This window comes from Pseudomonas sp. FG47 (assembly GCF_057809115.1).
This window is the reverse complement of sequence record NZ_JBMDJI010000030.1, coordinates 15,033-35,852: the sequence shown is the minus strand read 5'-3', so window position 1 is coordinate 35,852 and position 20,820 is coordinate 15,033. Positions and strand designations below refer to the sequence as shown.

General features: G+C 64.6%; 22 protein-coding genes and 1 tRNA gene. 13 read left to right on the top strand and 10 right to left on the bottom strand.

The features are described 5' to 3' along the window. Positions 1-3 precede the first annotated feature (3 nt). Entirely contained in the window at positions 4-459 is a 456-nt protein-coding gene (locus ACODS5_RS19275; RefSeq protein ID WP_134693076.1) for a MarR family winged helix-turn-helix transcriptional regulator, read from the top strand. A gap of 127 nt (positions 460-586) precedes the next feature. Further along, a complete protein-coding gene (locus ACODS5_RS19270) occupies positions 587-1,015 on the top strand; it encodes an organic hydroperoxide resistance protein (RefSeq protein ID WP_134693075.1) in 429 nt (142 codons plus the stop codon). A gap of 128 nt (positions 1,016-1,143) precedes the next feature. Here ACODS5_RS19270 and efp read toward each other — a convergent pair whose 3' ends face one another. Then, positions 1,144-1,713 (bottom strand): elongation factor P, encoded by a 570-nt coding sequence (gene efp, locus ACODS5_RS19265; protein ID WP_060483780.1) that lies wholly within the window; start codon positions 1,711-1,713, stop codon positions 1,144-1,146. Between the two features lie 48 nt (positions 1,714-1,761). After that, positions 1,762-2,895, bottom strand: a complete 1,134-nt coding sequence (gene earP / locus ACODS5_RS19260; RefSeq protein ID WP_489109411.1) for an elongation factor P maturation arginine rhamnosyltransferase EarP — start codon at positions 2,893-2,895, stop codon at positions 1,762-1,764. Positions 2,896-3,030: 135 nt separating this feature from the next. Between earP and ACODS5_RS19255 the strand changes: the two genes are divergently transcribed. Next, positions 3,031-3,429, top strand: coding sequence for a hypothetical protein (locus ACODS5_RS19255; RefSeq protein ID WP_489109410.1), 399 nt, complete (start codon positions 3,031-3,033; stop codon positions 3,427-3,429). Between the two features lie 2 nt (positions 3,430-3,431). Next, positions 3,432-3,914, top strand: coding sequence for a GreA/GreB family elongation factor (locus ACODS5_RS19250; protein WP_134693072.1), 483 nt, complete (start codon positions 3,432-3,434; stop codon positions 3,912-3,914). A 7-nt stretch (positions 3,915-3,921) separates the two neighbouring features. Here ACODS5_RS19250 and ACODS5_RS19245 read toward each other — a convergent pair whose 3' ends face one another. Continuing rightward, complete coding sequence (locus ACODS5_RS19245) at positions 3,922-4,851, bottom strand: LysR family transcriptional regulator (RefSeq protein WP_489109409.1); 930 nt, start codon at positions 4,849-4,851, stop codon at positions 3,922-3,924. Between the two features lie 124 nt (positions 4,852-4,975). On the opposite strand from ACODS5_RS19245, the gene ACODS5_RS19240 reads away from it, so the two are divergent. Together ACODS5_RS19240 and ACODS5_RS19235 are read left to right on the top strand one after the other, a co-directional pair. After that, the gene (locus tag ACODS5_RS19240) at positions 4,976-5,725 is read left to right on the top strand and encodes a 3-oxoacyl-ACP reductase family protein (RefSeq protein WP_134693070.1); all 750 of its coding nucleotides are present in this window, start codon (positions 4,976-4,978) and stop codon (positions 5,723-5,725) included. 169 nt (positions 5,726-5,894) lie between these two features. After that, positions 5,895-7,094, top strand: coding sequence for an MFS transporter (locus ACODS5_RS19235; RefSeq protein ID WP_489109408.1), 1,200 nt, complete (start codon positions 5,895-5,897; stop codon positions 7,092-7,094). A 129-nt stretch (positions 7,095-7,223) separates the two neighbouring features. Here ACODS5_RS19235 and ACODS5_RS19230 read toward each other — a convergent pair whose 3' ends face one another. The 3 genes from ACODS5_RS19230 to ACODS5_RS19220 are packed head-to-tail and all read right to left on the bottom strand — an operon-like array spanning position 7,224 to position 11,521. After that, positions 7,224-8,576, bottom strand: a complete 1,353-nt coding sequence (locus ACODS5_RS19230) for a TolC family outer membrane protein (protein ID WP_489109407.1) — start codon at positions 8,574-8,576, stop codon at positions 7,224-7,226. 9 nt (positions 8,577-8,585) lie between these two features. Beyond that, the gene (locus tag ACODS5_RS19225; protein ID WP_134693067.1) at positions 8,586-9,878 is read right to left on the bottom strand and encodes an HlyD family type I secretion periplasmic adaptor subunit; all 1,293 of its coding nucleotides are present in this window, start codon (positions 9,876-9,878) and stop codon (positions 8,586-8,588) included. After that, positions 9,875-11,521, bottom strand: coding sequence for a type I secretion system permease/ATPase (locus ACODS5_RS19220; protein ID WP_489109418.1), 1,647 nt, complete (start codon positions 11,519-11,521; stop codon positions 9,875-9,877). The genes ACODS5_RS19225 and ACODS5_RS19220 overlap by 4 nt, the downstream gene beginning before the upstream one ends. Here ACODS5_RS19220 and ACODS5_RS19215 point away from each other — a divergent pair. Beyond that, entirely contained in the window at positions 11,487-11,660 is a 174-nt protein-coding gene (locus ACODS5_RS19215) for a hypothetical protein (RefSeq protein ID WP_256660326.1), read from the top strand. The two genes, ACODS5_RS19220 and ACODS5_RS19215, sit on opposite strands and share 35 nt — an antisense overlap. Here the strand turns inward: ACODS5_RS19215 and ACODS5_RS19210 are convergent. Next, a complete protein-coding gene (locus tag ACODS5_RS19210; RefSeq protein WP_256660324.1) occupies positions 11,641-12,006 on the bottom strand; it encodes an AprI/Inh family metalloprotease inhibitor in 366 nt (121 codons plus the stop codon). The two genes, ACODS5_RS19215 and ACODS5_RS19210, sit on opposite strands and share 20 nt — an antisense overlap. Positions 12,007-12,070: 64 nt before the next feature. Further along, positions 12,071-13,528: a serralysin family metalloprotease gene (locus tag ACODS5_RS19205; protein ID WP_134693746.1), complete on the bottom strand. Its 1,458-nt coding sequence runs from the start codon at positions 13,526-13,528 to the stop codon at positions 12,071-12,073. A gap of 442 nt (positions 13,529-13,970) precedes the next feature. Here ACODS5_RS19205 and ACODS5_RS19200 point away from each other — a divergent pair, with 442 nt between their 5' ends. The 3 genes from ACODS5_RS19200 (at position 13,971) to ACODS5_RS19190 (ending at position 16,879) form a co-directional block, all read left to right on the top strand. Continuing rightward, entirely contained in the window at positions 13,971-14,348 is a 378-nt protein-coding gene (locus ACODS5_RS19200) for a hypothetical protein (RefSeq protein ID WP_134693745.1), read from the top strand. A gap of 203 nt (positions 14,349-14,551) precedes the next feature. Beyond that, positions 14,552-16,684, top strand: a complete 2,133-nt coding sequence (locus ACODS5_RS19195) for a TonB-dependent siderophore receptor (RefSeq protein WP_489109406.1) — start codon at positions 14,552-14,554, stop codon at positions 16,682-16,684. Positions 16,685-16,711: 27 nt separating this feature from the next. Then, positions 16,712-16,879 (top strand): hypothetical protein, encoded by a 168-nt coding sequence (locus tag ACODS5_RS19190; RefSeq protein ID WP_167659522.1) that lies wholly within the window; start codon positions 16,712-16,714, stop codon positions 16,877-16,879. Here ACODS5_RS19190 and ACODS5_RS19185 read toward each other — a convergent pair. Beyond that, a tRNA-Ser gene (locus tag ACODS5_RS19185) sits at positions 16,858-16,947 on the bottom strand. The genes ACODS5_RS19190 and ACODS5_RS19185 overlap by 22 nt on opposite strands. Before the next feature lie 290 nt (positions 16,948-17,237). Here ACODS5_RS19185 and ACODS5_RS19180 point away from each other — a divergent pair. From ACODS5_RS19180 to ACODS5_RS19170, 3 genes are all read left to right on the top strand, one after another. Continuing rightward, on the top strand, positions 17,238-17,927 hold the full coding sequence (locus ACODS5_RS19180) for a crotonase/enoyl-CoA hydratase family protein (RefSeq protein ID WP_134693743.1): 690 nt from the start codon (positions 17,238-17,240) through the stop codon (positions 17,925-17,927). A gap of 173 nt (positions 17,928-18,100) precedes the next feature. Continuing rightward, positions 18,101-18,820 carry a lysophospholipid acyltransferase family protein gene (locus ACODS5_RS19175; RefSeq protein ID WP_134693742.1) on the top strand — a complete coding sequence of 240 codons (720 nt, stop codon included), beginning with the start codon at positions 18,101-18,103 and terminating at the stop codon, positions 18,818-18,820. Positions 18,821-18,924: 104 nt separating this feature from the next. Continuing rightward, positions 18,925-19,896: a magnesium and cobalt transport protein CorA gene (locus ACODS5_RS19170; protein ID WP_134693741.1), complete on the top strand. Its 972-nt coding sequence runs from the start codon at positions 18,925-18,927 to the stop codon at positions 19,894-19,896. A 39-nt stretch (positions 19,897-19,935) separates the two neighbouring features. Here ACODS5_RS19170 and ACODS5_RS19165 read toward each other — a convergent pair whose 3' ends face one another. After that, the gene (locus ACODS5_RS19165) at positions 19,936-20,661 is read right to left on the bottom strand and encodes an amidotransferase (protein ID WP_489109405.1); all 726 of its coding nucleotides are present in this window, start codon (positions 20,659-20,661) and stop codon (positions 19,936-19,938) included. Between the last annotated feature and the right edge of the window lie 159 nt (positions 20,662-20,820).

Genomic DNA, 20,820 nt, shown 5'->3' with positions numbered 1-20,820 from the left:
TGCATGAACGCCGACACCCAAGCTCCCTGCAACGAGCTATTGCTGGACAACCAGGTGTGCTTCGCCCTGCACTCCACCTCGTTGCTGATGACCAAGGTCTACAAGCCGCTGCTGCAGGCCCTGGGCCTGACCTATCCGCAATACCTGGCCATGCTCGTGCTGTGGGAACGAGACGGCATGACCGTGGGCGAGATCAGCCAGCGCCTGCTCACCGACCCCGGCTCGCTGACCCCCTTGCTCAAGCGCCTGGAAAGCGAAGGCCTACTCAAGCGCAGCCGCAGCCGCGAGGACGAGCGCGTGGTGCTGGTGCAACTGACCGACAAGGGCCGCGCCTTGCAAAACGAGGCCCGCCGCGTGCCTCAATGCATCCTCCAGGCCAGCGGCCACAGCGCCGAACAACTGCAAAAACTGCAAGCCGACCTGCTGGCACTGCGCGCGCAACTGCAAGATCACCTCTGACGGCTATGCTGTGAGCGGGCTGTTCGATGAATGGTCGAACATTTAACTTGCGCACTAAATAATTGCGCGTTAATTTAAATCCATACCCACTCAGCGCCGACGGCGCGCAACACAAGCGAGGCTCAAGATGCAAAAGGTCACTCCGCTGTACATCGCAGAAGCCACCTCCACCGGCGGTCGCGACGGCAAATCCCGCTCCAGCGACGGCAAGCTGGACGTCAAGCTGAGCACCCCCAAGGAACTGGGCGGCGCTGGTGGCGAGGGCACCAACCCCGAGCAGATGTTCGCCGCCGGTTACTCGGCCTGCTTCATCGGCGCACTGAAGTTCGTTGCCGGGCAAGAGAAAAAAGCCCTGCCCGCCGATGCCTCGATCACCGCCAAGGTCGGTATCGGCCAGATCCCTGGCGGTTTCGGCCTGGACATCGACCTGCACATCAACCTGCCGGGCCTGGCCCAGGCCGACGCCGAAGGGCTGGTGGAGAAGGCGCACAAGGTCTGCCCTTACTCCAATGCCACCCGCGGCAATGTGGATGTGCGCTTGCATGTGACGGTCTGACACTCAGGCAACCTGCCCCCTGTAGGAGCGGCCTTGTGCCGCTCCTACAAGGGAACGAGTCAACGCGAGTTCACAGGCACAAAAAAACCCGGCCAAGGCCGGGTTTTTCGTGCGCGTCGCAAGAAGGATTACTTCTTGGAACGGCCCTTGAAGCTGTTGTCGCGAGTGTCGATGTCGATCCACTCGTCGATCTGGATGAAGTCGGCAACCGAGATCTCGGTACCGTTCTTCAGCTTGGCAGGCTTCATGACCTTGCCCGAGGTGTCGCCGCGAGCAGCGTTCTCGGTGTAGACAACCTGACGGCTGATGGTGGTCGGCAGTTCTACCGATACCAGGCGGCCTTCGAAGAACACCGCTTCGCAGATGTCTTCCATGCCTTCTTCGATGTACGGCAGAACGGCGTCGATGTCTTCGGCGTTCAGTTCGTACATGGTGTAGTCGGTGGTGTCCATGAAGGTGTACGAGTCACCGCTGATGAACGACAGGGTCGCTTCTTTGCGATCCAGGATCACGTCGTCCAGCTTGTCGTCCGCGCCGTATACGGTTTCGGTCTTGTAGCCGGTCAGCAGGTTCTTCAGCTTGGTCTTCATGATCGCGCTGTTACGGCCCGACTTGGTGAACTCAGCTTTCTGAACCAGCCACGGGTCGTTGTCGATCCGCAGTACGGTACCGGGTTTCAGTTCTTTACCAGTTTTCATTACGAAGTATCCGAATCTGGATGGATTTATAAAAATCGAGGCCGCGTATCATAGCGAATTTCGGTAAAACTGTACCAGCCTCGTGGCAAGGTCCGGCCGAGCGGCCTGCGCGGCCTGCCACTGCCGGGCATGTTCGCGCACTTCCTCCCAGAACGGCTGCAGTGCCTGCCAGGCCTGGCCCATCGGGCGATCCATGTTCCAGGCCCGCCACAGTTCGCTCAGCGCCTGCCCGGCGGCGGCCGACAGCCCATGGCAATAGAGGGCGAGGAATGCTTCGAGCTTTTCCCAGTGGGCGTTCTCTTCCTGGATGTAGATGTGCCACAGCATCGGCACGCCAGCCCATTGCGCCCGCACGAACGAGTCCTCGCCGCGCACGGCGTTGAAATCGCAGCTCCACAGCAACCGGTCGTAGTCGTCCTGGCTGACGAAAGGCAACACCTGGACCGTCAAGGCACCGCGCCGATGCAGCGCCCCCACGGCCAAGTCCGCCTCGCCCAGCCAGTGGCCGAGATCGCCCAGGATGCGCCCCTGAGGTACCAGCAGGTGGCTGGGCTGCGCGCCTTCGGCCAGTACGTCGAGCCAGTTGCCCAACTGCGGGTTCTCGTAGGCGAACAACGAGATCAGCCGCGCCCCGGCCTCGGGGCGGACGCCCAGCCCTGCCAGGAACCTCGCCCGCTCGTCCGGCGCCTGGCGGAACGCCTGGCAACGGGGCAGCAAGGCAGCTTCGCGCAGCAGGCCACCGGTCTTGTCGGTGAAACCCGGGAAGAAAAAGAACTTGCGCAACCCATTGGCCTGGGGTGACGGCAAGCCATGGCAGCCATCCACCCAGTCTTCGGCGCTGAGGTAGTCAAGGTTCAGCCACAAGGGCGGCGTGGCCTGCTTGCCCATGGACTCGACATAGGCCTGTGGTAGCTGGCAGGCGAAGGCGCCCACCACCACCTGCGCCGGCTCCGCGCCTTGCCACGTGGCCGGCCAGTGGCGTACCTCGACCCCCTGCCGCCACTGCTGCTCGGCTTGGCGGTCGGCCTCTGGGCACAGGCGCACGAAGGCTTGCAGGTCATCCACCCACAGGCGCACGGCCAGGTCATGCTCGCTCGCCAGCTGGCGCGCCAGGCGCCAGGTGACGCCGATATCGCCATAATTGTCGACAACCGTGCAGAAGATGTCCCAGGTGGTTTTCATCGCCACGTTCCGTAACCTGCGGAAAAAAGACCGCGGATTTTGCTGAAAAATGCCGGCCAACAAAAGCGCGGCGCTGAAAATACCTGCCGCGGCATGCGAGAATGGCACCCTCGCCCCGCCTGCCAGGAGGCCACCATGCCCCGCCCCCGCGAATTGAAGATCACCCTGAAACCGGTGCAACTGGTGCTTTGCGTCGCCCTCGGCCTGTGGCTCGGCGCATTGGCGATCGCCGTGAGCCTGTGGCTGGCCCTGCACCTGTGGCCACAGCAGGTGCAACCGCTGGTCGAGGCCACCGCTCCCGCGCAGGTCCGGTCTGCGCCAACCGCTCCTCCAGCGCCACCGGCCGATGCCCAGGCACAGATGTTCGAACATTACAAAGACATCCTGCACAAGCAGGAATTGCAGCAGGCCGCCGAGGCCGCCCAGGGCAACCCGCGCAACCTGAACAGCCCCAAATGCCAGTTCTGGCTGCAGCAGAATCGCACCGCGCCGACCGACAAGAGCCAGGCCAACGTGCTGGAGTTCTGCTACTGACCATGGACAAGGCCACCCTGCTGCAGCGCATCGTCACCACCCTCGAGCACGACATGGAGGTGCTGCGCCGCGCCGCCCAGACCGCCTACGAGGCCGCCACCGCCGAAGAGAACATCGCCGAGAACAAGTACGACACCCTGGGGCTCGAGGCTTCTTACCTGGCCACCGGACAGGCTCGGCGCACCGCTGAGATCCGCCAGGCGCTGCAGACCTACCAGCAACTGGTGCCGCGCGAGTATGACCCGGCCCGGGGGATCCAGGTCGGCTGCCTGGTGACCCTGGAGGATGAACAGGGCCTACGGCGCAGGCTGTTCCTCGGTCCCGAGGGCGCCGGCTTGAAGATTGGCGAGGGAGATGCGCTGGTGACGGTAATCACGCCTCGCGCACCGCTCGGCCAGCAACTGCTTGGCAAGCGCGTGGATGACGAAGTACGCCTGGTGCTGGCTGGGGTGGCGCAGGTGCAGTTCATCATCGATATCGTCTGATCGGGCGTTATCGCTGCAAGGCGTCGAAGCGCTTTGCCAGCCCCTGCTCGGCAAACCGCTCCACCACGAAATCGATGAAGGCGCGGGTCTTGCCCGGCAACAGCTTGCGCTCGGCGTAGTACAGGCTGATGTGCCCATCGTCGACGTACCAGTCCGCCAGCACCCGGCACAGGCGGCCTGAGGTCAGGTAAGGCAAGGCGAACGGCAGGCTGACCAGGGCGATGCCCAGGTCCTGCTCAGCCACCGCGCAGGCCGCATCCGAATCGCTCATGGTCATGTGCTGGGGCAGCCGCAAGGGTTGTTGCTCCTGCCAGCGGCTGGTCAGCGGCCAACTGCGCACCCTGCCAGTCTGCGGCGAGCGGATGAGGATGCCGGCGCAAGCCTGCAACTGTTCCGGCCGATCGATCGGCCCGTGCTGCCGTAGAAAGCCCGGCGAGGCCACCAGTACTCGGTGCGCGGGCGTCAGCTTGCGTGCCACCACCCCGGGCGGCAGCTCGAAACCACCGCCAAGGGCGGCGTCGAAACCCTGGCCGATCAGGTCGACCTGGCGGTTGTCGAAATGCCAGTCCGCCGAGATCGCCGGGTAGCGGCGCAGAAACTCGCCCAACAGCGGCACCACGTACAAACGCCCGAACACCGTGCCCATGCTCACCCGCAGCAGCCCTGCCGGTTGCCCCTCGGCACTGGCAAGGTTGGCCATGGCATATTGGATGGTACGCAGGCTGTCACCAACCTCGCCCAGGAAGCGCTGCCCGGCCTCGGTCAAAGTGAGCTTGCGCGTGCTGCGCTGGAACAACCGCACCCCCAGGCGCGCCTCCAGTTGAGCGACGTTCTTGCCCACCGCCGCAGGGGTCAAAGACAGACGCCGGGCCGCCTCGGCGAAACTGCCGACCTCGGCACTGCGCACGAAGCATTCCAGGCTACTGAACGATTCCATATTCTTCATTGCCAACCAAAGGTTTACTCTGTAGATAGCGATTACAATCTTATCAGCATGCAATCCACGTTCGATACTGTGTCCATCCAAGGCATCCGGCCTTGCTTGAACGCAGGAGATCAGCATGTCCCAAGCACTTCCTCTCAGCGGTAAGGTGGCCCTGGTCCAGGGCGGTTCCCGTGGTATCGGCGCGGCCATCGTCCGCCGCCTGGCCCGCGACGGCGCCAAGGTCGCCTTCACCTATGTCAGTTCGAGCGCCAGCGCCGAGGCCTTGGCAGACGAGATCAACAGCGGCGGCGGCCAAGCCCTGGCCCTGCGAGCCGACAGCGCCGACACCCAGGCCGTGCAGCAGGCCGTGGCCGACACCGCGAAGGCCTTCGGCGGCCTGGATATCCTGGTCAATAACGCTGGCGTGCTGGCGGTGGCGCCAGTCGCCGAGTTCGACCTGGCCGACTTCGACCGGCTGCTGGCGGTCAATGTGCGCAGCGTGTTCGTGGCCACCCAGGCGGCGGTGAAGTACATGGGCCAGGGTGGACGGGTCATCAACATCGGCAGCACCAACGCCGAGCGCATGCCGTTCGCCGGTGGCGCGCCCTATGCCATGAGCAAGTCGGCGCTGGTCGGCCTGACCAAGGGCCTGGCCCGTGACCTCGGGCCGCGGGGAATCACCGTCAACAATGTGCAGCCTGGACCGGTGGACACCGACATGAACCCGGCCAGTGGCGAGTTCGCCGAGAGCCTGATCCCGCTGATGGCCATCGGCCGCTATGGGCAGGCGGACGAGATCGCCAGCTTCGTCGCCTACCTGGCGGGGCCTGAGGCCGGCTACATTACCGGGGCGAGCCTGCTGGCCGATGGTGGTTTCGCGGCCTGAACGAACCCCCTATCGCGGGGCAAGCCCGCTCCCATGCGCAGTCACGCGTGGGAGCGGGCTTGCCCCGTGCTGCTGTCAACACGGTTAAGTTGATAACCATAAATTGGCATCCTGCCGGGCACTTCCTGATACTTGCCGCCATTCAACCTTGCCTGCACCGAGACTGCCCATGAACTCCCCGACTCTGAGTCGCGCCCTGATCCTGCTGATGGCCACCGCCACCGGCCTGGCCGTGGCCAGCAACTACTACGCCCAGCCGCTGTTGCACAGCATCGCCGAGCAGTTCGGCCTGAGCACCGCCAGCGCCGGCACCATCGTCATCGCCGCCCAGCTCAGCTACGGCGCCGGGCTGCTGTTGCTGGCGCCGCTGGGCGATCTGTTCGAGCAGCGCCGGCTGATCGTGAGCATGGTTCTGATCGCCACCGCCGGCCTGGTGATCAGCGCTTGCGCGCCGAGTCTGCCGTGGCTGTTGTTCGGCACGGCGCTGACCGGACTGTTCTCGGTGGTGGCCCAGGTGCTGGTGCCCATGGCCGCCGCGCTCAGTGCTCCGGATCAACGCGGCCGCGCCGTGGGCACGCTGATGAGCGGCCTGTTGCTGGGCATCCTGCTGGCGCGCACCGCCGCAGGCTTCATGGCCGAGCTGGGCGGCTGGCGCAGCATCTATGTGCTGGCGGCGCTGCTGATGGCGCTCAGCGCCTTGGCCCTGTACCGCAGCCTGCCACAGCACCATAGCCACGCCGGGCTGAAGTACCCGGCGCTGATCGGCTCGGTGTTTCGCCTGTTCCTCGAGGAGCCGGTGCTGCGCCTGCGCTCGTTGCTCGGGCTGCTGGCGTTCAGCCTGTTCGCCTTGTTCTGGACGCCGTTGGCATTCCTGCTGAGCGATGCGCCCTACCACTACTCCGACGCGGTGATCGGCCTGTTCGGCCTGGCAGGCGCGGTCGGCGCGCTGGCGGCCAACTGGGCCGGGCGCCTGGCCGACCGCGGCAAGGGCCCGCTGGGCACCACCGTTGGCCTGCTGGCCCTGCTGCTGTCGTGGATACCACTGGCCTTTGCGCAAAACTCGCTGCTGGCCTTGCTGGTAGGGGTGCTGCTGCTGGACCTGGCGGTGCAACTGGTGCACGTGAGCAACCAGAACGCGGTGATCGTGCTGCGCCCCGAGGCCCGCACACGGCTCAATGCCGGGTATATCACCTGCTATTTCATTGGCGGTGCGCTGGGGTCGCTGCTGGGCACGCAGTTGTTCGAGGTGCATGGATGGGATGGGATCGTGGTGGCTGGGTTGGTGATTGGCGCCCTGGCCCTGGTGGTGTGGGGACTGGCCGAGCGCAAGCGTGCAAAGCGCCTGAGTACTGGGATATCTCCCCTGTAGGAGCGGCCTTGTGCCGCGAAAGGGCCGCAAAGCGGCCCCACGATCTTTGTAGCGATGCAGGAATCCGGGGCTGCTTCGCAGCCCTTTCGCGGCACAAGGCCGCTCCTACAGGGTTTTGCGCATGTCTGGTCAGCCTGGCTTGCCCTCGATGAACGCCTCGTCCACCCGTGCCAGTTGCGTTTCGCTGAGCATCCCCGCCTGGTAGTGCAGCTTGATCCACGCCAGCAGGTAGTCGTAGCGCGCCTGGGCCAGGTCGCGGCGAGTAGTGGCCAGTTGCTGCTCGGCGTTGAGCACGTCGAGGTTGACCCGCTCGCCTCCTTGCACGCTCTTGCGCGTGGACACCACCAGCGCCTCGGCCGCCACCAGCGCCCGCTCATAGGCGCGCAGGCGGCTGGCGCCGGACTGGCAGGCGTTGTACTGCTTGCGCAGTTCGATCAGCGCACTGCGGGTGTTGCCGTCCAGCTCGTACTCGGCCTGTTCCAGGTGCCGGCTGGCCTGGCGGGTCGAGGCCATCACCCCGCCGCCGGCGAAGATCGGCACGCTGACCTCGATACCCACGGTGTTGGTGTCGTAGCGCTGGTTGTAAGTGTTGCCGCTGTCCGACTCCTGGCGCCGCGAGGTGGCGAACGCGGTGACCTTGGGCAGGTGTCCGGCACGGTTGCGCTCCACTTCGTAACGCGCCACATCCAACGCCTGGCGCGATGAGGCCAGTTGCGGGTTATTGGCCAGCGCGCGCTCCTGCCAGGCCTCGTAGCCGCTCGGGTCGACCACCGGCAAGGCGAAACCGACGCGCAGTGGCGCCAGGTCCTCGACCCGCACCGCCGGCTCGCCGATCAGCGCGCCCAGCTCGCGCAGGGCCGCGTCCTGGTCGTTGCGCGCCTGGATCTCTTCGGCATCGGCCAGCTCATAGCGGGCCTGGGCTTCGAGAATATCGGTGCGCGTGCCTTCGCCGGCGTCGAACAGCCGCTGGTTCTGCTGGAACTGCTGGCGGTAGGCCTGCTTGCTGGCAACGCTGATGGCGATCTGGTCCTGGGCGAACAACGCCTGGGTGTAGCTGGTCATCACCCGCACTAGCAGTTGCTGGCTCTGGTCGCGGAAGCTCTCGTCGGCGTACAGCGCCTGGGCCACGCCCTTGCGGTAGCTCGAATAGGCCTCGTAGTCGAACAGCGGCTGCTGGAGGATGAAGGTCGAGCCCATGCTGTTGTAGTTGCGGTCTTCCTTTTGCCGCCGCGAATCCCCCAGGTAGCGCACCTCGGAGTCGTTGCGCCCCTTGTTGTAGCTGTACGAGATGTTCGGCAGCAGGCCGGCGCGGCCGATGGCGCGGTATTCCTGGCCCGCCTCGCGGGCCTTGAAGGCGGCGAGGTAGGTCGGGTCGCGGCGCAGGGCCTGCTCGTAGACCTGGAATGGCCCCATGGCCGCCTGGGTGGCTGCCGGCAGCCAGGCACAGGCGACCAGCAGCCCGATCAGTGGGTACTTCTTCACTGGGCGTCCTTATTGTTCGGTCAAGGCGGTACCTGCGCGATCGAGCAGGGGTTTGAACAGGTAGTTGAGCAGCGAGCGCTCACCGGTGCGCACGAACAGCTCGGCCGGCATGCCCGGGCGGATCGCCAGGCCCTGCAGGCGCGCCAACGCCTCTTCGCTGACGGTGCTGCGCAGCACGTAGTACGGCTGGCCGCTGCGTTCGTCGATCAACTGGTCGGCGGAAACCAACGCCACCTCCCCGGTGACCCGCGGCGTGCGGTTCTGGTTGAAGGCGGTGAACAGGATGTCCACCGGCAGTTGCAAGGCCACCTTGTCCACCAGGTTCACCGGCAGGCGCCCTTCCACTTCCAGCGCGGTGCCCTGGGGCACGATCTCCAGCAAGGTATCGCCGGCGCGCACCACGGCACCTTCGGTGTGCACGCCAAGGTTGACCGCGATGCCGTCGGCCGGCGCCAGGATCTCGCTGTGCTGCAATTCGAAGTGCGCGGAGTTGAGCTGCTGCTCCAGGGTCGCGGCCTTGACCTGGGCCTCGGCCAGCTGGCTGCGCACCTCCTTCTGGTACTCCTCGCGGCGCTGTTGCAGGTTCAGCCGCGCCTCGACGATCACCTGTTCCAGGCGCGCGCTTTCGCCGGCGTTCTGCGCCAGGTCGCGCTGCACCTGGGACAACTGGCGCTGGTACTCGAGCACGCGGTTGCGCGGGATGTAGCCATCGCCAGCCAGCGGGCGCAGGCTGTCCAGTTGCTCGCGCAGCGAGTCGGCCTGGGCCTGCAAGTCGCCACGGGCGCGGCGCATGCCGCCCAACTGGGCCTGGGAGCCATCGATGCTCGCCGCCAACGCGCCCTGCTCGCGGGCCTGGGCCTGGCGACGGCTGTCGAACAACTGCCGCTGCCCTTCGAGGATCAGCGCCAGACGGGCGTCGGGGTCTTCCAGCAGCTCGGCGGGAAACTGCACCTGGGCCAGGTTGTCACGCTCGCTCTGCCAACGTGCCAGGCTGGCGCGGGTCATGCGGTACTGGGCCTGCAAGGCGTCGACATCGGCCTGCGCCTGGGTGCCGTCAAGGCGGAACAGCGGCTCGCCCTGGCGCACCGCCTGGCCCTCGCTGACCAGAATCCGGCTTACCACGCCCGCCGCCATCGACTGCACCGCCTTGCGTTTGCCCGAAACCACCACGGTGCCTTGCACCGGCACCCCCTGGTCGAGCGGCGCCAGGCTGGCCCAGGCCATGAAGCCACCAAAGCCGAGCAGCGTCAGCGCCCAGCCCAGGCGCACATGGAATCGGGCATCGCGTTCGTGTCGGCTCATGCGCCACCTCCGGCCTGCAGCGGTCGTTGCGCCTGGGCCTGGCCCATGGCGTGGAGAATGTCGCGGGCAGGCCCGAAGCCCTGCATGCGGCCTTCGTTCATCACCAGCAACTTGTCGGCCTGGGCCAGCGCCGCGCTGCGGTGGGTCACCAGCACCACGGTACGGCCCTGGGCCTTGAGCTGCACCAGCGCGCTGGCAAGGGCCGATTCGCCGTGGCTGTCGAGGTTGGAGTTGGGCTCGTCGAGCACCACCAGGCTGGGGTTGCCGTACAAGGCGCGGGCCAGGGCGATGCGTTGCTTCTGCCCACCGGACAGGTCGACGCCCTCCTCGCCCAGGCGCGTGTCGTAGCCCTGGGGCAGACGCAGGATCAGCTCGTGGACCCCAGCCAGGCGCGCGGCCTCGACCACCTTGTGGCTGTCCAGCTCGCCGAAGCGGGCGATGTTCTCGGCGATGCTGCCGCGCAGCAATTCGATATTCTGTGGCAAGTAGCCAATGTGCGGGCCGAGGGCCTCGCGGTCCCACTGGCTGAGCTCGGCGCCATCCAGGCGGACATGGCCGCCAAGGGTCGGCCACACGCCAACCAGCACCTTGGCCAGGGTCGACTTGCCCGATCCCGAGGCCCCCAGCACCCCCAGCAACTCCCCCGCCGCCAGGGCGAAGTGCACTTGCTGCAAGGTGGCCTGGTTACGCCCGGGGGGGGCGGCGCTGACCTGCTCCACGCTCAGTTGCCCGGTCGGCGCCGGCAACGGCATCGGCGCAGGTGGCTCCGGGTGCTCGCGCAGCAGGCTGTCCAGGCGCTGATAGGCCAGCTGGGCGCCGCTCCATTGCTTCCACACCGCGATCAGTTGGTCGATCGGCGCCAGCACCCGGCCCATGAGGATCGACCCGGCGATCATCATGCCTGGGGTCATCTGCCCTTCGATCACCAGCAGCGCGCCCAACCCCAGCACCAGCGATTGCAGGCACAGGCGCAGGCCCTTGCTGGTGGCGGTGATAACCGCCGAGGTGTCGCTGGCCTTGTTCTGCAGGTCGAGGAATCGCCCGTGCAGGCTGAACCAGCGCTGGCGCAGCGCGCCGAGCATGCCCATGGCCTGGATGCTCTCGGCGCTCTGCAACTGGCTGCCGGCAAGCTGCGTCGACTGCTGCTGGAAGCCACTGGCCTCGGCCAGGGTCGCGTGGGTCATGCGCTCGTTGAGCACGGCCAGGGCGATCAGCAGCAACGCGCCGACCGTGGCCATCACCCCGAGCCAGACGTTGAAGACGAAGATCACCGCCAGGTAGAGGGGAAACCAGGGCGCGTCGAAGAAGGCAAACAACGCCGGGCCGGTAATGAACTGGCGCAGCTGGGTCAGGTCGCCCAGGGCCTGTCCGGCGGCACCATCACGCTGGCGCAAGTTGCGCTCGAAAGCCGCCCGATAGACCTTGAGGTTGAAACTTTTTTCCAGTTGGTTGCCCACCCGGATGACAATGAAACTGCGCACCGCTTCCAGCGCGCCTATATAAACGAAGAAGCCGACCACCATCAGGGTCAGCATCCACAAAGTTGTGGTGTTCTGCGAACTCAGTACACGGTCGTACACTTGAAGCATATAAATCGATGGCACCAGCATGAGCAAGTTGATCAAGGCCGTGAAACAGCCCACGCTGATCAAGGTCGATTTATATTCGCCGAGTGCCGCCCACAAAGGCGCCCCGGGCTTTTTGCTCGGTAGTTTCATGTTTCGCCCTTGCTTGCCTGAAACTTTGAAGTTTCAGGCCGGGGTTATTTGTCCAGGTGCTTGAGCACCAGTTGGGTACCATCCGGCCGGGTCCAGGCGTAACGCTTGGCACCCTCGCGGTTGAAGTGCACCACGCTGCTGCCATCGCCCCCCACCAGGGCCAGTGTGTCGGGCGTCACCAGCCAGCTGCCGGGGCGCAGGCCCAGCAAGTCCCTGGCGCAATCCAAGTCGCCTTCGATTTCGCCTTCCGTGGCGCCCAGGCGCAGGTTGCAGGATTGCCCCCCCTGCTCTTCGGGTTGAAGCGTCCAATCACCGGCCATTTGCGCGGCGTTGGGGAGTAACAGGCTGCTCGCCATACCTACCTCGGTCATCGACATCAGGGTAATCGCGGCCAGCGCGATCGTTTGCAAGGTTGCTTTCATTCGTCTGCCTCGCCGACAAAAGGGCGACGCGCAAGCGCCGCCCCCTGTTACATCAGACCACGATGTCGGTGACAGCGGCCTGGCCAACGGTGGTCACCAGGAAATCGGCCGAGGCGTTTCCGGTGAAGTCGATGGACAGGCTGCCCAGGTTGGTGGCCTGGTCGTAGGTCAGCAGCGCTTCGCCGGCATGGCCGGTGAAGGCGTTGACGAACTGCAGCGGCAGTTTGTTCACGGCGAAGGCCGAGATGGCCGACAGGTCGATCTTGTCCACACCCGAGGTGAAGTCCATGATCCGGTCCGGCGCCGCCTTGGTCGAGTCGCTGATGGCCGCGTACACGAAAGTGTCCGCGCCAGTGCCGCCCCACAGCTGGTCAGCACCGCCACCGCCGTAGATGATGTCGTTGCCGGCACCCCCCTTGAGCACGTTGGCCAGCGCGTTGCCGATCAGCAGGTCGTTACCCGAGCCGCCGATGGCGTTCTCGATGGTCACGCCCTTGGCGATGGACACGTTACCAACCATGCCGCCAACGTCGGAGAACGACGCTTCGTTGAGGTTGATCTTCTGGTTCTGGGTGAAGCCCGAGAAGTCGAAGGTGTCGTTGCCGCCACCGTCCCACACCGAGAACACCAGCTTCGACGAGGCCGAGGTGGCCGAGTAGAAGTCGCGATCAGCGGTGGAGTTGAAGCCGTAGGTGGTGTCGCTGGCACGGGTGGCGTAGTTGGCGCCGTAGAGCTTCTGGATCGCCAGGATGTCGTCCATCAGCGGGGCCGAGGCGTAGTACTGCCCGCCGCCCTTGACGAAGTTCTGGCCGTTGTTGCTTTCGCTCCAGTAGCTCATCACGCTGTAGCCGCGAGTGTCCTGGGCGTAGTCGGCGTCACGGTAGGTCGGGTTGCCCTGGCCGGCGTTGTAGTCGCCGGGGTGGGACAGGCCGAGCACGTGGCCGATTTCGTGGGTCAGGGTCTGGCGGCCGTAGTTGCCGGTGCCCGGGGTGATGTTGACCTGGTAGCCGCTGTTGATCAGGTACCAGGACTCGCCCTTGTGCGAACCTGGGCCATCGAACGGCAGGTAGGCGAACGCCGCGCCGCCATTGCTGGCGCTGAAGTTGCCGAAGGTCATGTGACCGTCGCCACCCGAGGCGGCCTCGGTGAAGGTGACCTTGGCCACGTCCGACCAGGACTGCATGGCGAGCTTGGCCTGCTCTTTCTGCAGGTCGCTGAACTGGCTGAAAGTACCGAGCTTGCGCGCGGTGAAGTCGCCAGGCGCCTTGGTCAGGAAGGTGTAGCTGAGGCTAATGGTGCCGTCCTTGTTCAGGTCTTTCCAGGCTGCGCCATCACGCAGGAGGTGATCGGCGGCCTGGTCGGCCGTGAAGGACTTCTTGCCATTGATGTTGGCGCCGCCGCGATCGTACTGGTGGGCAAAGCTATCGATCAGGCCGAAGGACGAACTTGGCCCCTTCGGTTGCACTGCGGAGACGGCCGATGCAATAGCGTTTTCTTTGACTTTCGACATGCAGGTTACTTCCTTGTTTAACAAAAAAGCCATTGATGTCAGACAGGCGTTCTTGCACCTCGCGAGAACGTCCTGTCACTCGCCCTTATGAGGCGCAAAAAAACTGACACAAAATGAAACTTAATGTCCAGCCTTTTTTGACGTCATTTTTTCGTTTTCGAAAATTAATCTGCGCCGTACTAATTTGCACAATCTGCGATGGATCAGCCGCGACACCTGAAAGCATTAGTTACAGTCATGGGTCCTGACTTATTTATATAACCAATCGAAGTTTAGTTATGAAAACGCGACTTGCGCCTGGTGTTCATTCGCGCCCCTTCGTTTTGGCCCGACGCGTGCGACCACGGGTCACACGACCCTCCGTCGCCTGGCCGTTGACTTGCCAGCGTACCAGGCGCTCAGTAGGCGTTGGTCAAAAGCCCCTTCCTGACAGGACGACACAATGACAAGACTCACGGTGCAATCCGGCGATTTCTTGCAAGGTGAAGGCGAGTATCGCAATGGAGCGCTCACTCTCAAGACCCCACGCAGCCCCTCGCCCGGCGAGCGCATTTCGCTGACGCGCATCCAGGACCTGAAGCTGGCCAACCTCGAAACCACCCGCAGCCTGGGCAGCGCCCTGGGCTGGGGGGTGGCCGGCGCGCTGGTGGCCGGGCCGGTGGGCCTGCTCGCCGGCCTGCTGCTCGGCGGCAAGGAGGACGAGGTGACCTTCCTCGCCACTTTCAAGGATGGCCGCAAGCTGCTGGCCATTACCGACGGCAAGACCTGGTCGAAGATCGACGACAGCTGGCGCCGCCACCAACGCCCTGTCGCGGCCTGAAGCGCGGCCCGAGTCGTTCGTCTTCACAGTATTGGCCTTTTCACCGGCAAGCCGGCTCCGGCAGCGCTGGAGCCTGCTTGCGCCGCTTCCACGCCCCAGTCTTCTCCTGAAAAAGTGCCCGATGGCCTGCTAACATGGCGCCCGTTTGCCCGCCCGACAGCTGCCGACCGATAACGGCGCGTCCGCCTTTGAAGGAGCCCCGCATGACCCCGCTTCGCCCTCGCCTGCCCCTTGGCCTGCTCGGCCTGGGCCTTGCCCTGCACAGTGGCCAGGGCCTGGCCGCCGACAGCGTGACGCTGGCCCCGGTGCGCATCTCCGATGTGCAGGACAACAGCGGCTACCAGGCACGCGAGGCCCAGGTCGGCGGCCTGCGCACGGCGCCGCTGCTCGACACCCCGGCCGCGGTCAGCGTGTTCAGCCGCCAACTGCTAGACGACCGCCAGGTGCGCAAGCTCAGCGAGGTGCTGCAGAGCGATGCCTCGGTGGGCGAAAGCTATGCGCCAGTCGGCTACTACGAGAACTTCAACGTTCGCGGCTTCGAGCTCAACGCCGCCAGCAGCTACCGGATCAACGGCCAGACCATCGCTGGCGAGCAGAACGTGGCGCTGGAGAACAAGCAGCAGGTGGAACTGCTCAAGGGCTTGTCCGGGCTGCAAAGCGGCGTGTCGGAGCCTGGCGGGTTGGTCAACTACGTGACCAAGCGCCCTGAGGATGTGCGCAGCATAAGCGTGTCGAGCAACGAACAGGGCGAGCGCTACCTGGCCACCGACCTGGGTGGCTGGTTCGGTGCCGAGCGCCAGCTGGGACTGCGGGTAAACCTGGCCCACGAGGACATTCGCTCCTATGTCGATCATGCCGACGGCAAGCGCGACTTTGCCTCCGTGGCGCTCGACTGGCAGATCAACCCAAATGCCGTCCTGGAGCTGGATGCCGAGTACCAGCATCGCGAGCAGTATTCGGTGCCCGGCTATCAACTGCTTGGCGGCAACCAGCTACCCCATGGCGTCGACCCCAAGGATCACCTGGCCTGGCAGTCCTGGGCCAAACCCGTGCAGAACGACTCCCTGACCCTGGGCGGGCGTTTCAAGTACCAGTTCAACGACAACTGGAACGGTACCTTGAGCGCCTCGCGCAGCAAGGTGGTGATCGATGACTACAGCGCTTTCGCCTGGGGTTCGAGCGAAGGGGCCTACTTCGGCAGCAATGGCGATTACGACATCTACGATTTCCGCAGCCCTGACGATACCCGCCGCATCGACGAAGCCCAGGCCATGATCGACGGGCGCTTCGATGCCTTGGGCGTGAGCCATGAGCTGACCGTCGGCACCAGTGCGCAACGCCGCACGCTCGACCAGCGACCGGGCTACAACGAGTGGCGAGGCACAGGCAACATCCATACCGGTGCGCCAGCCGTGGAGCCGTCGGACAAGCCCATTGGCAGCAGTGAGCGCCGCCTGGACAGCCGCCAGTACGGCCTGTTCTTCAGCGACCGTATCACCTTCAATGACAATTGGCAGACCGTGATCGGCGCCCGGGAAGTGCGCCTGGATGAAAAGACCTGGGACCAGAATGGCGTCGCCGGGCGCCACACCCGACAGTACCAACTGCTACCCAACGCAGCTTTGATCTACAAGCCGCAGCCAGACACCACCTTGTACGCCAGCTATGCGAAAGGCTTGTCCTCGGGCGGCACCGCCCCCTGGTATGCCAGCAACGCGTTCGAAATCCTCGCCCCGACCCTGTCGCGCCAGCTCGAAGTCGGCATCAAGCGTGACTGGCAGGGCATGAGTTTCAGCGCGGCCTTGTTCCAGATCCGCCAGGCGTACCAGTACGCCCGCCCCGACGGAACCCCGGCGCCGACCTACGTACAGTCGGGCCAGCAGAAGAACACCGGCCTGGAACTCGGGGCAAGCGGCTGGGTGACCTCCAACCTGCAGATCCAGGCCAGCGCCGCAGTGATCCGTGCCCGGGTGCAGAACAGCGACACCGCCGCCTACGAAGGCCACCAGGCAATCAACGTGCCGCGCCTGCGCGCCGCGCTGCAGGCCGACTACGCCCTGCCCGTCCCCGGCCTGGCCCTACTCGGCGGTGCACGCTACAGCGCCAGCAAGTACGCAAGCTCAGCAGGCAATGTCGAAGTCGGCGGCTACACCGTATTCGACATCGGCAGCCGCTATCGCACGAACATCGGCGGCTACGACACCGTGCTGCGCCTGACCGTGGACAACGTCTTCGACAAGCGCTACTGGCGCGACGTGGGCGACTACCTGGGCGACAACTACCTGTTCCAGGGCGCCCCGCGCACAGCCAGGCTGTCGGCCTCGGTCAACTTCTAAGGACGCTTGCTCCTGTAGGAGCCAGCCTTGCTGGCGAACCAGGCGATGCGCAGTTGGGCACCGGCCACGCCGGTGTTCGCCGGCAAGGCCGGCTCCTACAAGGGCGAGGCGCGCCTCAAGACGGAAAACAAAAAGCCCCCGAACCTTTCGATTCGGGGGCTTCTCGTAGAATGTGGCGGTGAAGAAGGGATTTGAACCCTTGATACGATTTCTCGTATACACACTTTCCAGGCGTGCTCCTTCGACCACTCGGACACTTCACCGTTTTCTCTTCAAGCTGTTCAGCCTGTCGAGGCGCGCTAATTTAGTAGAAGAGCTTTTCTTTGGCAAGCATTTTTTTCAGAATTTTCATGTGCTTAAGCCAACCGATGGAAAACCCCTGGCAATCAAGGCAATGCTGCCATTGTGCCCAGCGCTTTTCCCCATGCCCTGGCCCCTGCCCCGCTAGCGCTAGGCATGGCGCCCGGACACTGACCGGCCAGTCAGTCTTGACGCTTTACCTCGCCTCCCGGGCTGGGTAACGTCGTCGCCACGCCATCCAAAGGACTCCGCCATGAGCGAGCTGCTTACCTACCATGCCGAAGACGGCATCGCCACCCTGACCCTGAACAACGGCAAGGTCAACGCCATCTCGCCGGACGTGATCACAGCCTTCAATGCCGCACTGGACCGCGCGGTGGAAGAACGCGCGGTGGTGATCATCACTGGCCAGCCAGGCATCCTCTCCGGCGGTTACGACCTCAAGGTGATGACCGCCGGGCCCAAGGAGGCCGTCGGCCTGGTCACCGCTGGCTCCACCCTGGCCCGTCGCCTGCTGTCGCACCCGTTCCCGGTGATCGTCGCCTGCCCCGGCAACGCCGTGGCCAAGGGTGCCTTCCTGCTGCTGTCGGCCGACTACCGCATCGGTGTCGAAGGCCCGTACAAGATCTGCCTGAACGAAGTGCAGATCGGCATGACCATGCATCACGCCGGCATCGAACTGGCCCGTGATCGCCTGGGCCGTGCCGCCTTCCAGCGCTCGGTCAACAATGCCGAGATCTTCGACCCGCAAGGCGCCCGCGAAGCCGGCTTCCTCGACAAGGTGGTGCCGGCCGAGCAGTTGCAGGAAGTGGCCCTGGCCGCCGCCCGCGAACTGAAGAAGCTGAACATGCTGGCGCACAAGAACACCAAGCTGAAAGTGCGCAAGAGCCTGCTGGAGGCCCTGGACGAAGCGATCCTGGTCGACCAGAACCACCTCGGCTGAGGCCCTGGCTATATCAACTTGATGCACGAATCCTGGGGCCGCTATGCGGCCCTTTCGCGACACAAGGCCGCTCCTACAGAAAGCCATGGCCAAGCTCCTATGCCACACCAAGGTTTGCCCCAGCCAGTGCACACCCGTACACTGCGCGGCGACTGTCTGGTGTGAGTCGTACCATGCTCTATCTGTTTCGCATGCTCCTGCTGGCGCTGCATTTCCTGTTCGTCGGTGTCGTCGGCCTGGTGATCGGCCTGCTGCGCCCGTTCAACCCTGACAACAGCCGCCTGTTCGCGCGCCTGTACAGCGTGCCAGCCGCCTGGTTCATGCGCATCAAGGTCAAGGCCGAGGTCGGCCCGTTGTGGGACCAGCCGCCCGGCTGCGTGATCATCGCCAACCACCAATCCAACTACGACCTGTTCATCCTCGGCCAGGTGGTGCCGCGCCGCACCGTGGCCATCGGCAAGAAGAGCCTGGGCTGGATCCCGCTGTTCGGCCAGTTGTTCTGGCTTGGCGGCAACGTGCTGGTCGACCGCAAGAACGCCTACCAGGCACGCAAGGCCATGCAAGCCACCACCCGGACCCTGCGCGACGACACCTCGATCTGGATCTTCCCCGAAGGCACGCGCAACCCAGGTGAACACCTGCTGCCATTCAAGAAGGGCGCCTTCCACATGGCGGTGGAGGCCGGCGTGCCGATCGTGCCGGTGTGCGTCAGCCGCTATTCGCAGCGCCTGGGCCTCAATAGCTGGCGCCAGCGCACGGTGATCGTCCGCTCCCTGGCCCCCATCGCCACCGCCGGCCTGACCCAGCAGGACCTGCCGGCGTTGATCGAGCAGTGCCGCAACCAGATGCAGCATTGCATCGACCATATGGAAAGCGAAGTCACCAGCCAATAACCGCAGGCTTGGCCAAACCGCGCATTTCTTCATGCGCGACAGGTTGCCCTGCCGCGCGACACAGCCCAAGCTGTCTGGGTGTTCAACCAGACAAGCGGACAACCATGGGTCGAGTCGTCGCCGCGGCGGTGTACAGCGCCGGCAGGAAGGTCACCAACATCAGCCTCGATGAGGGCGCCGAATGGGCACGCAAGCCCGGACACTTCGTGTGGATCGGCCTGGAAGAGCCCAACGCCGAGGAACTGGCCAACCTGCAGCGCCAGTTCGGCCTGCACGAACTGGCCATCGAGGACGCCCTGGAGAAGCACAGCCGGCCGAAGCTCGAGACCTTCGGCGACGCGCTGTTCATCGTCACCTACTCGCCGGTGCGCCATGAAGGCAAGCTCGAGTTCATCGAGACCCATATCTTCGCCGGCAACGGCTACATCATCACCTGCCGCAACGGCCATTCGAAGTCCTACGCCCTGGTGCGCCAACGCTGCGAAGCGCGCCCGCTGCTGCTCGAGCATGGCGAAGACTTCGTGCTTTACGCCCTGCTCGACTTCGTCACCGAGAACTACCAGCCGGTCAGCGAGGCCATCCACGGCGAGATCGAAGAGCTGGAGCAGAGCGTGCTGAGCAACTCGCTGCAGGAAGAGGACATCCAGCGCCTGCACAGCCTGCGCCGCGACATCCTGCGCCTGCGTCGCTACGTGGCGCCGATGGTCGAGGTCAGCGAGGAGCTGCAGCGCCTGAGCTTCCCGTTCATCGACAAGAACATGCGCCCGTATTTTCGCGATGTGCAGATCCACGTGACCCGGCAGATGGAAGACCTCGCCGGGATTCGCGACATCGCCAGCCAGACCATCGAGATCGGCATGTTGCTGGAGGCCTCGCGACAAAGCATCACCCAGCGCAAGTTCGCCGCCTGGGCGGCGATCCTGGCGTTCCCCACGGCGATTGCCGGGATCTACGGGATGAACTTCCAGAACATGCCCGAGCTGGGCTGGCACTACGGCTACTTCACCGTGCTGGGGGTGATCGGCCTGGGCTGTTCGGGGCTGTATTACAGCTTCAAGCGCTCGGGTTGGTTGTAACGCCAAGGAACGTGGGAGCGGGCTCAGTCAACGTGGATCTCAGATCACGCGACTACCGGGCTGCTGAATGAAGCGCAGCATCCACTCGCCCACCAGATCCCCCTGGTGTTCGCTGGCCAGGCTGGCCACTGCCTTGGTGTACACCTCTGCCCCCAGGGAAGCCTGCCGCGCATCGAGCAGCGCCCGCGAGTAATCGTGGACGAACTCCGGATGCCCCTGGAAGCACAGCACCTGGTCACCGATGTGATACGCCGCGTTCGGACAGAAGTCGCTGGAGGCAATCACCGTGGCCCCTTCGGGCAGCTCGGTGACCTGGTCCTGGTGGCTGATCAGCAGGGTCAGCTCGGATACCTGCGGGTCCATCCACGGTGCATGGGCAGCCAGGCTGTAGCGGTGGATGCCCACGCCCCAGCCCTTGTCGGCGCGCTCGGCCTTGCCGCCCAGGGTCAGGGCCAGCAACTGATGGCCGAAACACACGCCCAACAACTTCTCGCCACGCTCGTAGAGTTTGCGCAGGTAGGCCTTGAGGGTCTGGATCCATGGGTCGTCGCCGAACGAGTCAGCCTTGCTGCCCGTCACCAGGTACGCATCGAACCGTTCGCTCTCGGCCGGGTATTCGCCGTTCATCACGTTGTACACGTCAAACTCGGCGGCGATCGGCTGGCGCGAAAACAGCTGCTCGAACATCCTGCCGTAGCCCTGATACTGCGCGATCAACTCCGGCCGCAGGACATCGGTTTCAAGGATGCAGATGCGTAACGACATAGGGGTAGTCCTGAACGACATGTGGGTGGGATTTGCTGTAGAGACTGACGCGAAAAACCAGTACAAGCAAGTAGGATATCCAGACGGACGGTAGGCCCTGTAACCCTCGGTAACCCTGGCCGCGCACTCGTCTAGCCCAAGCACGCCAGCGGGGTGGCT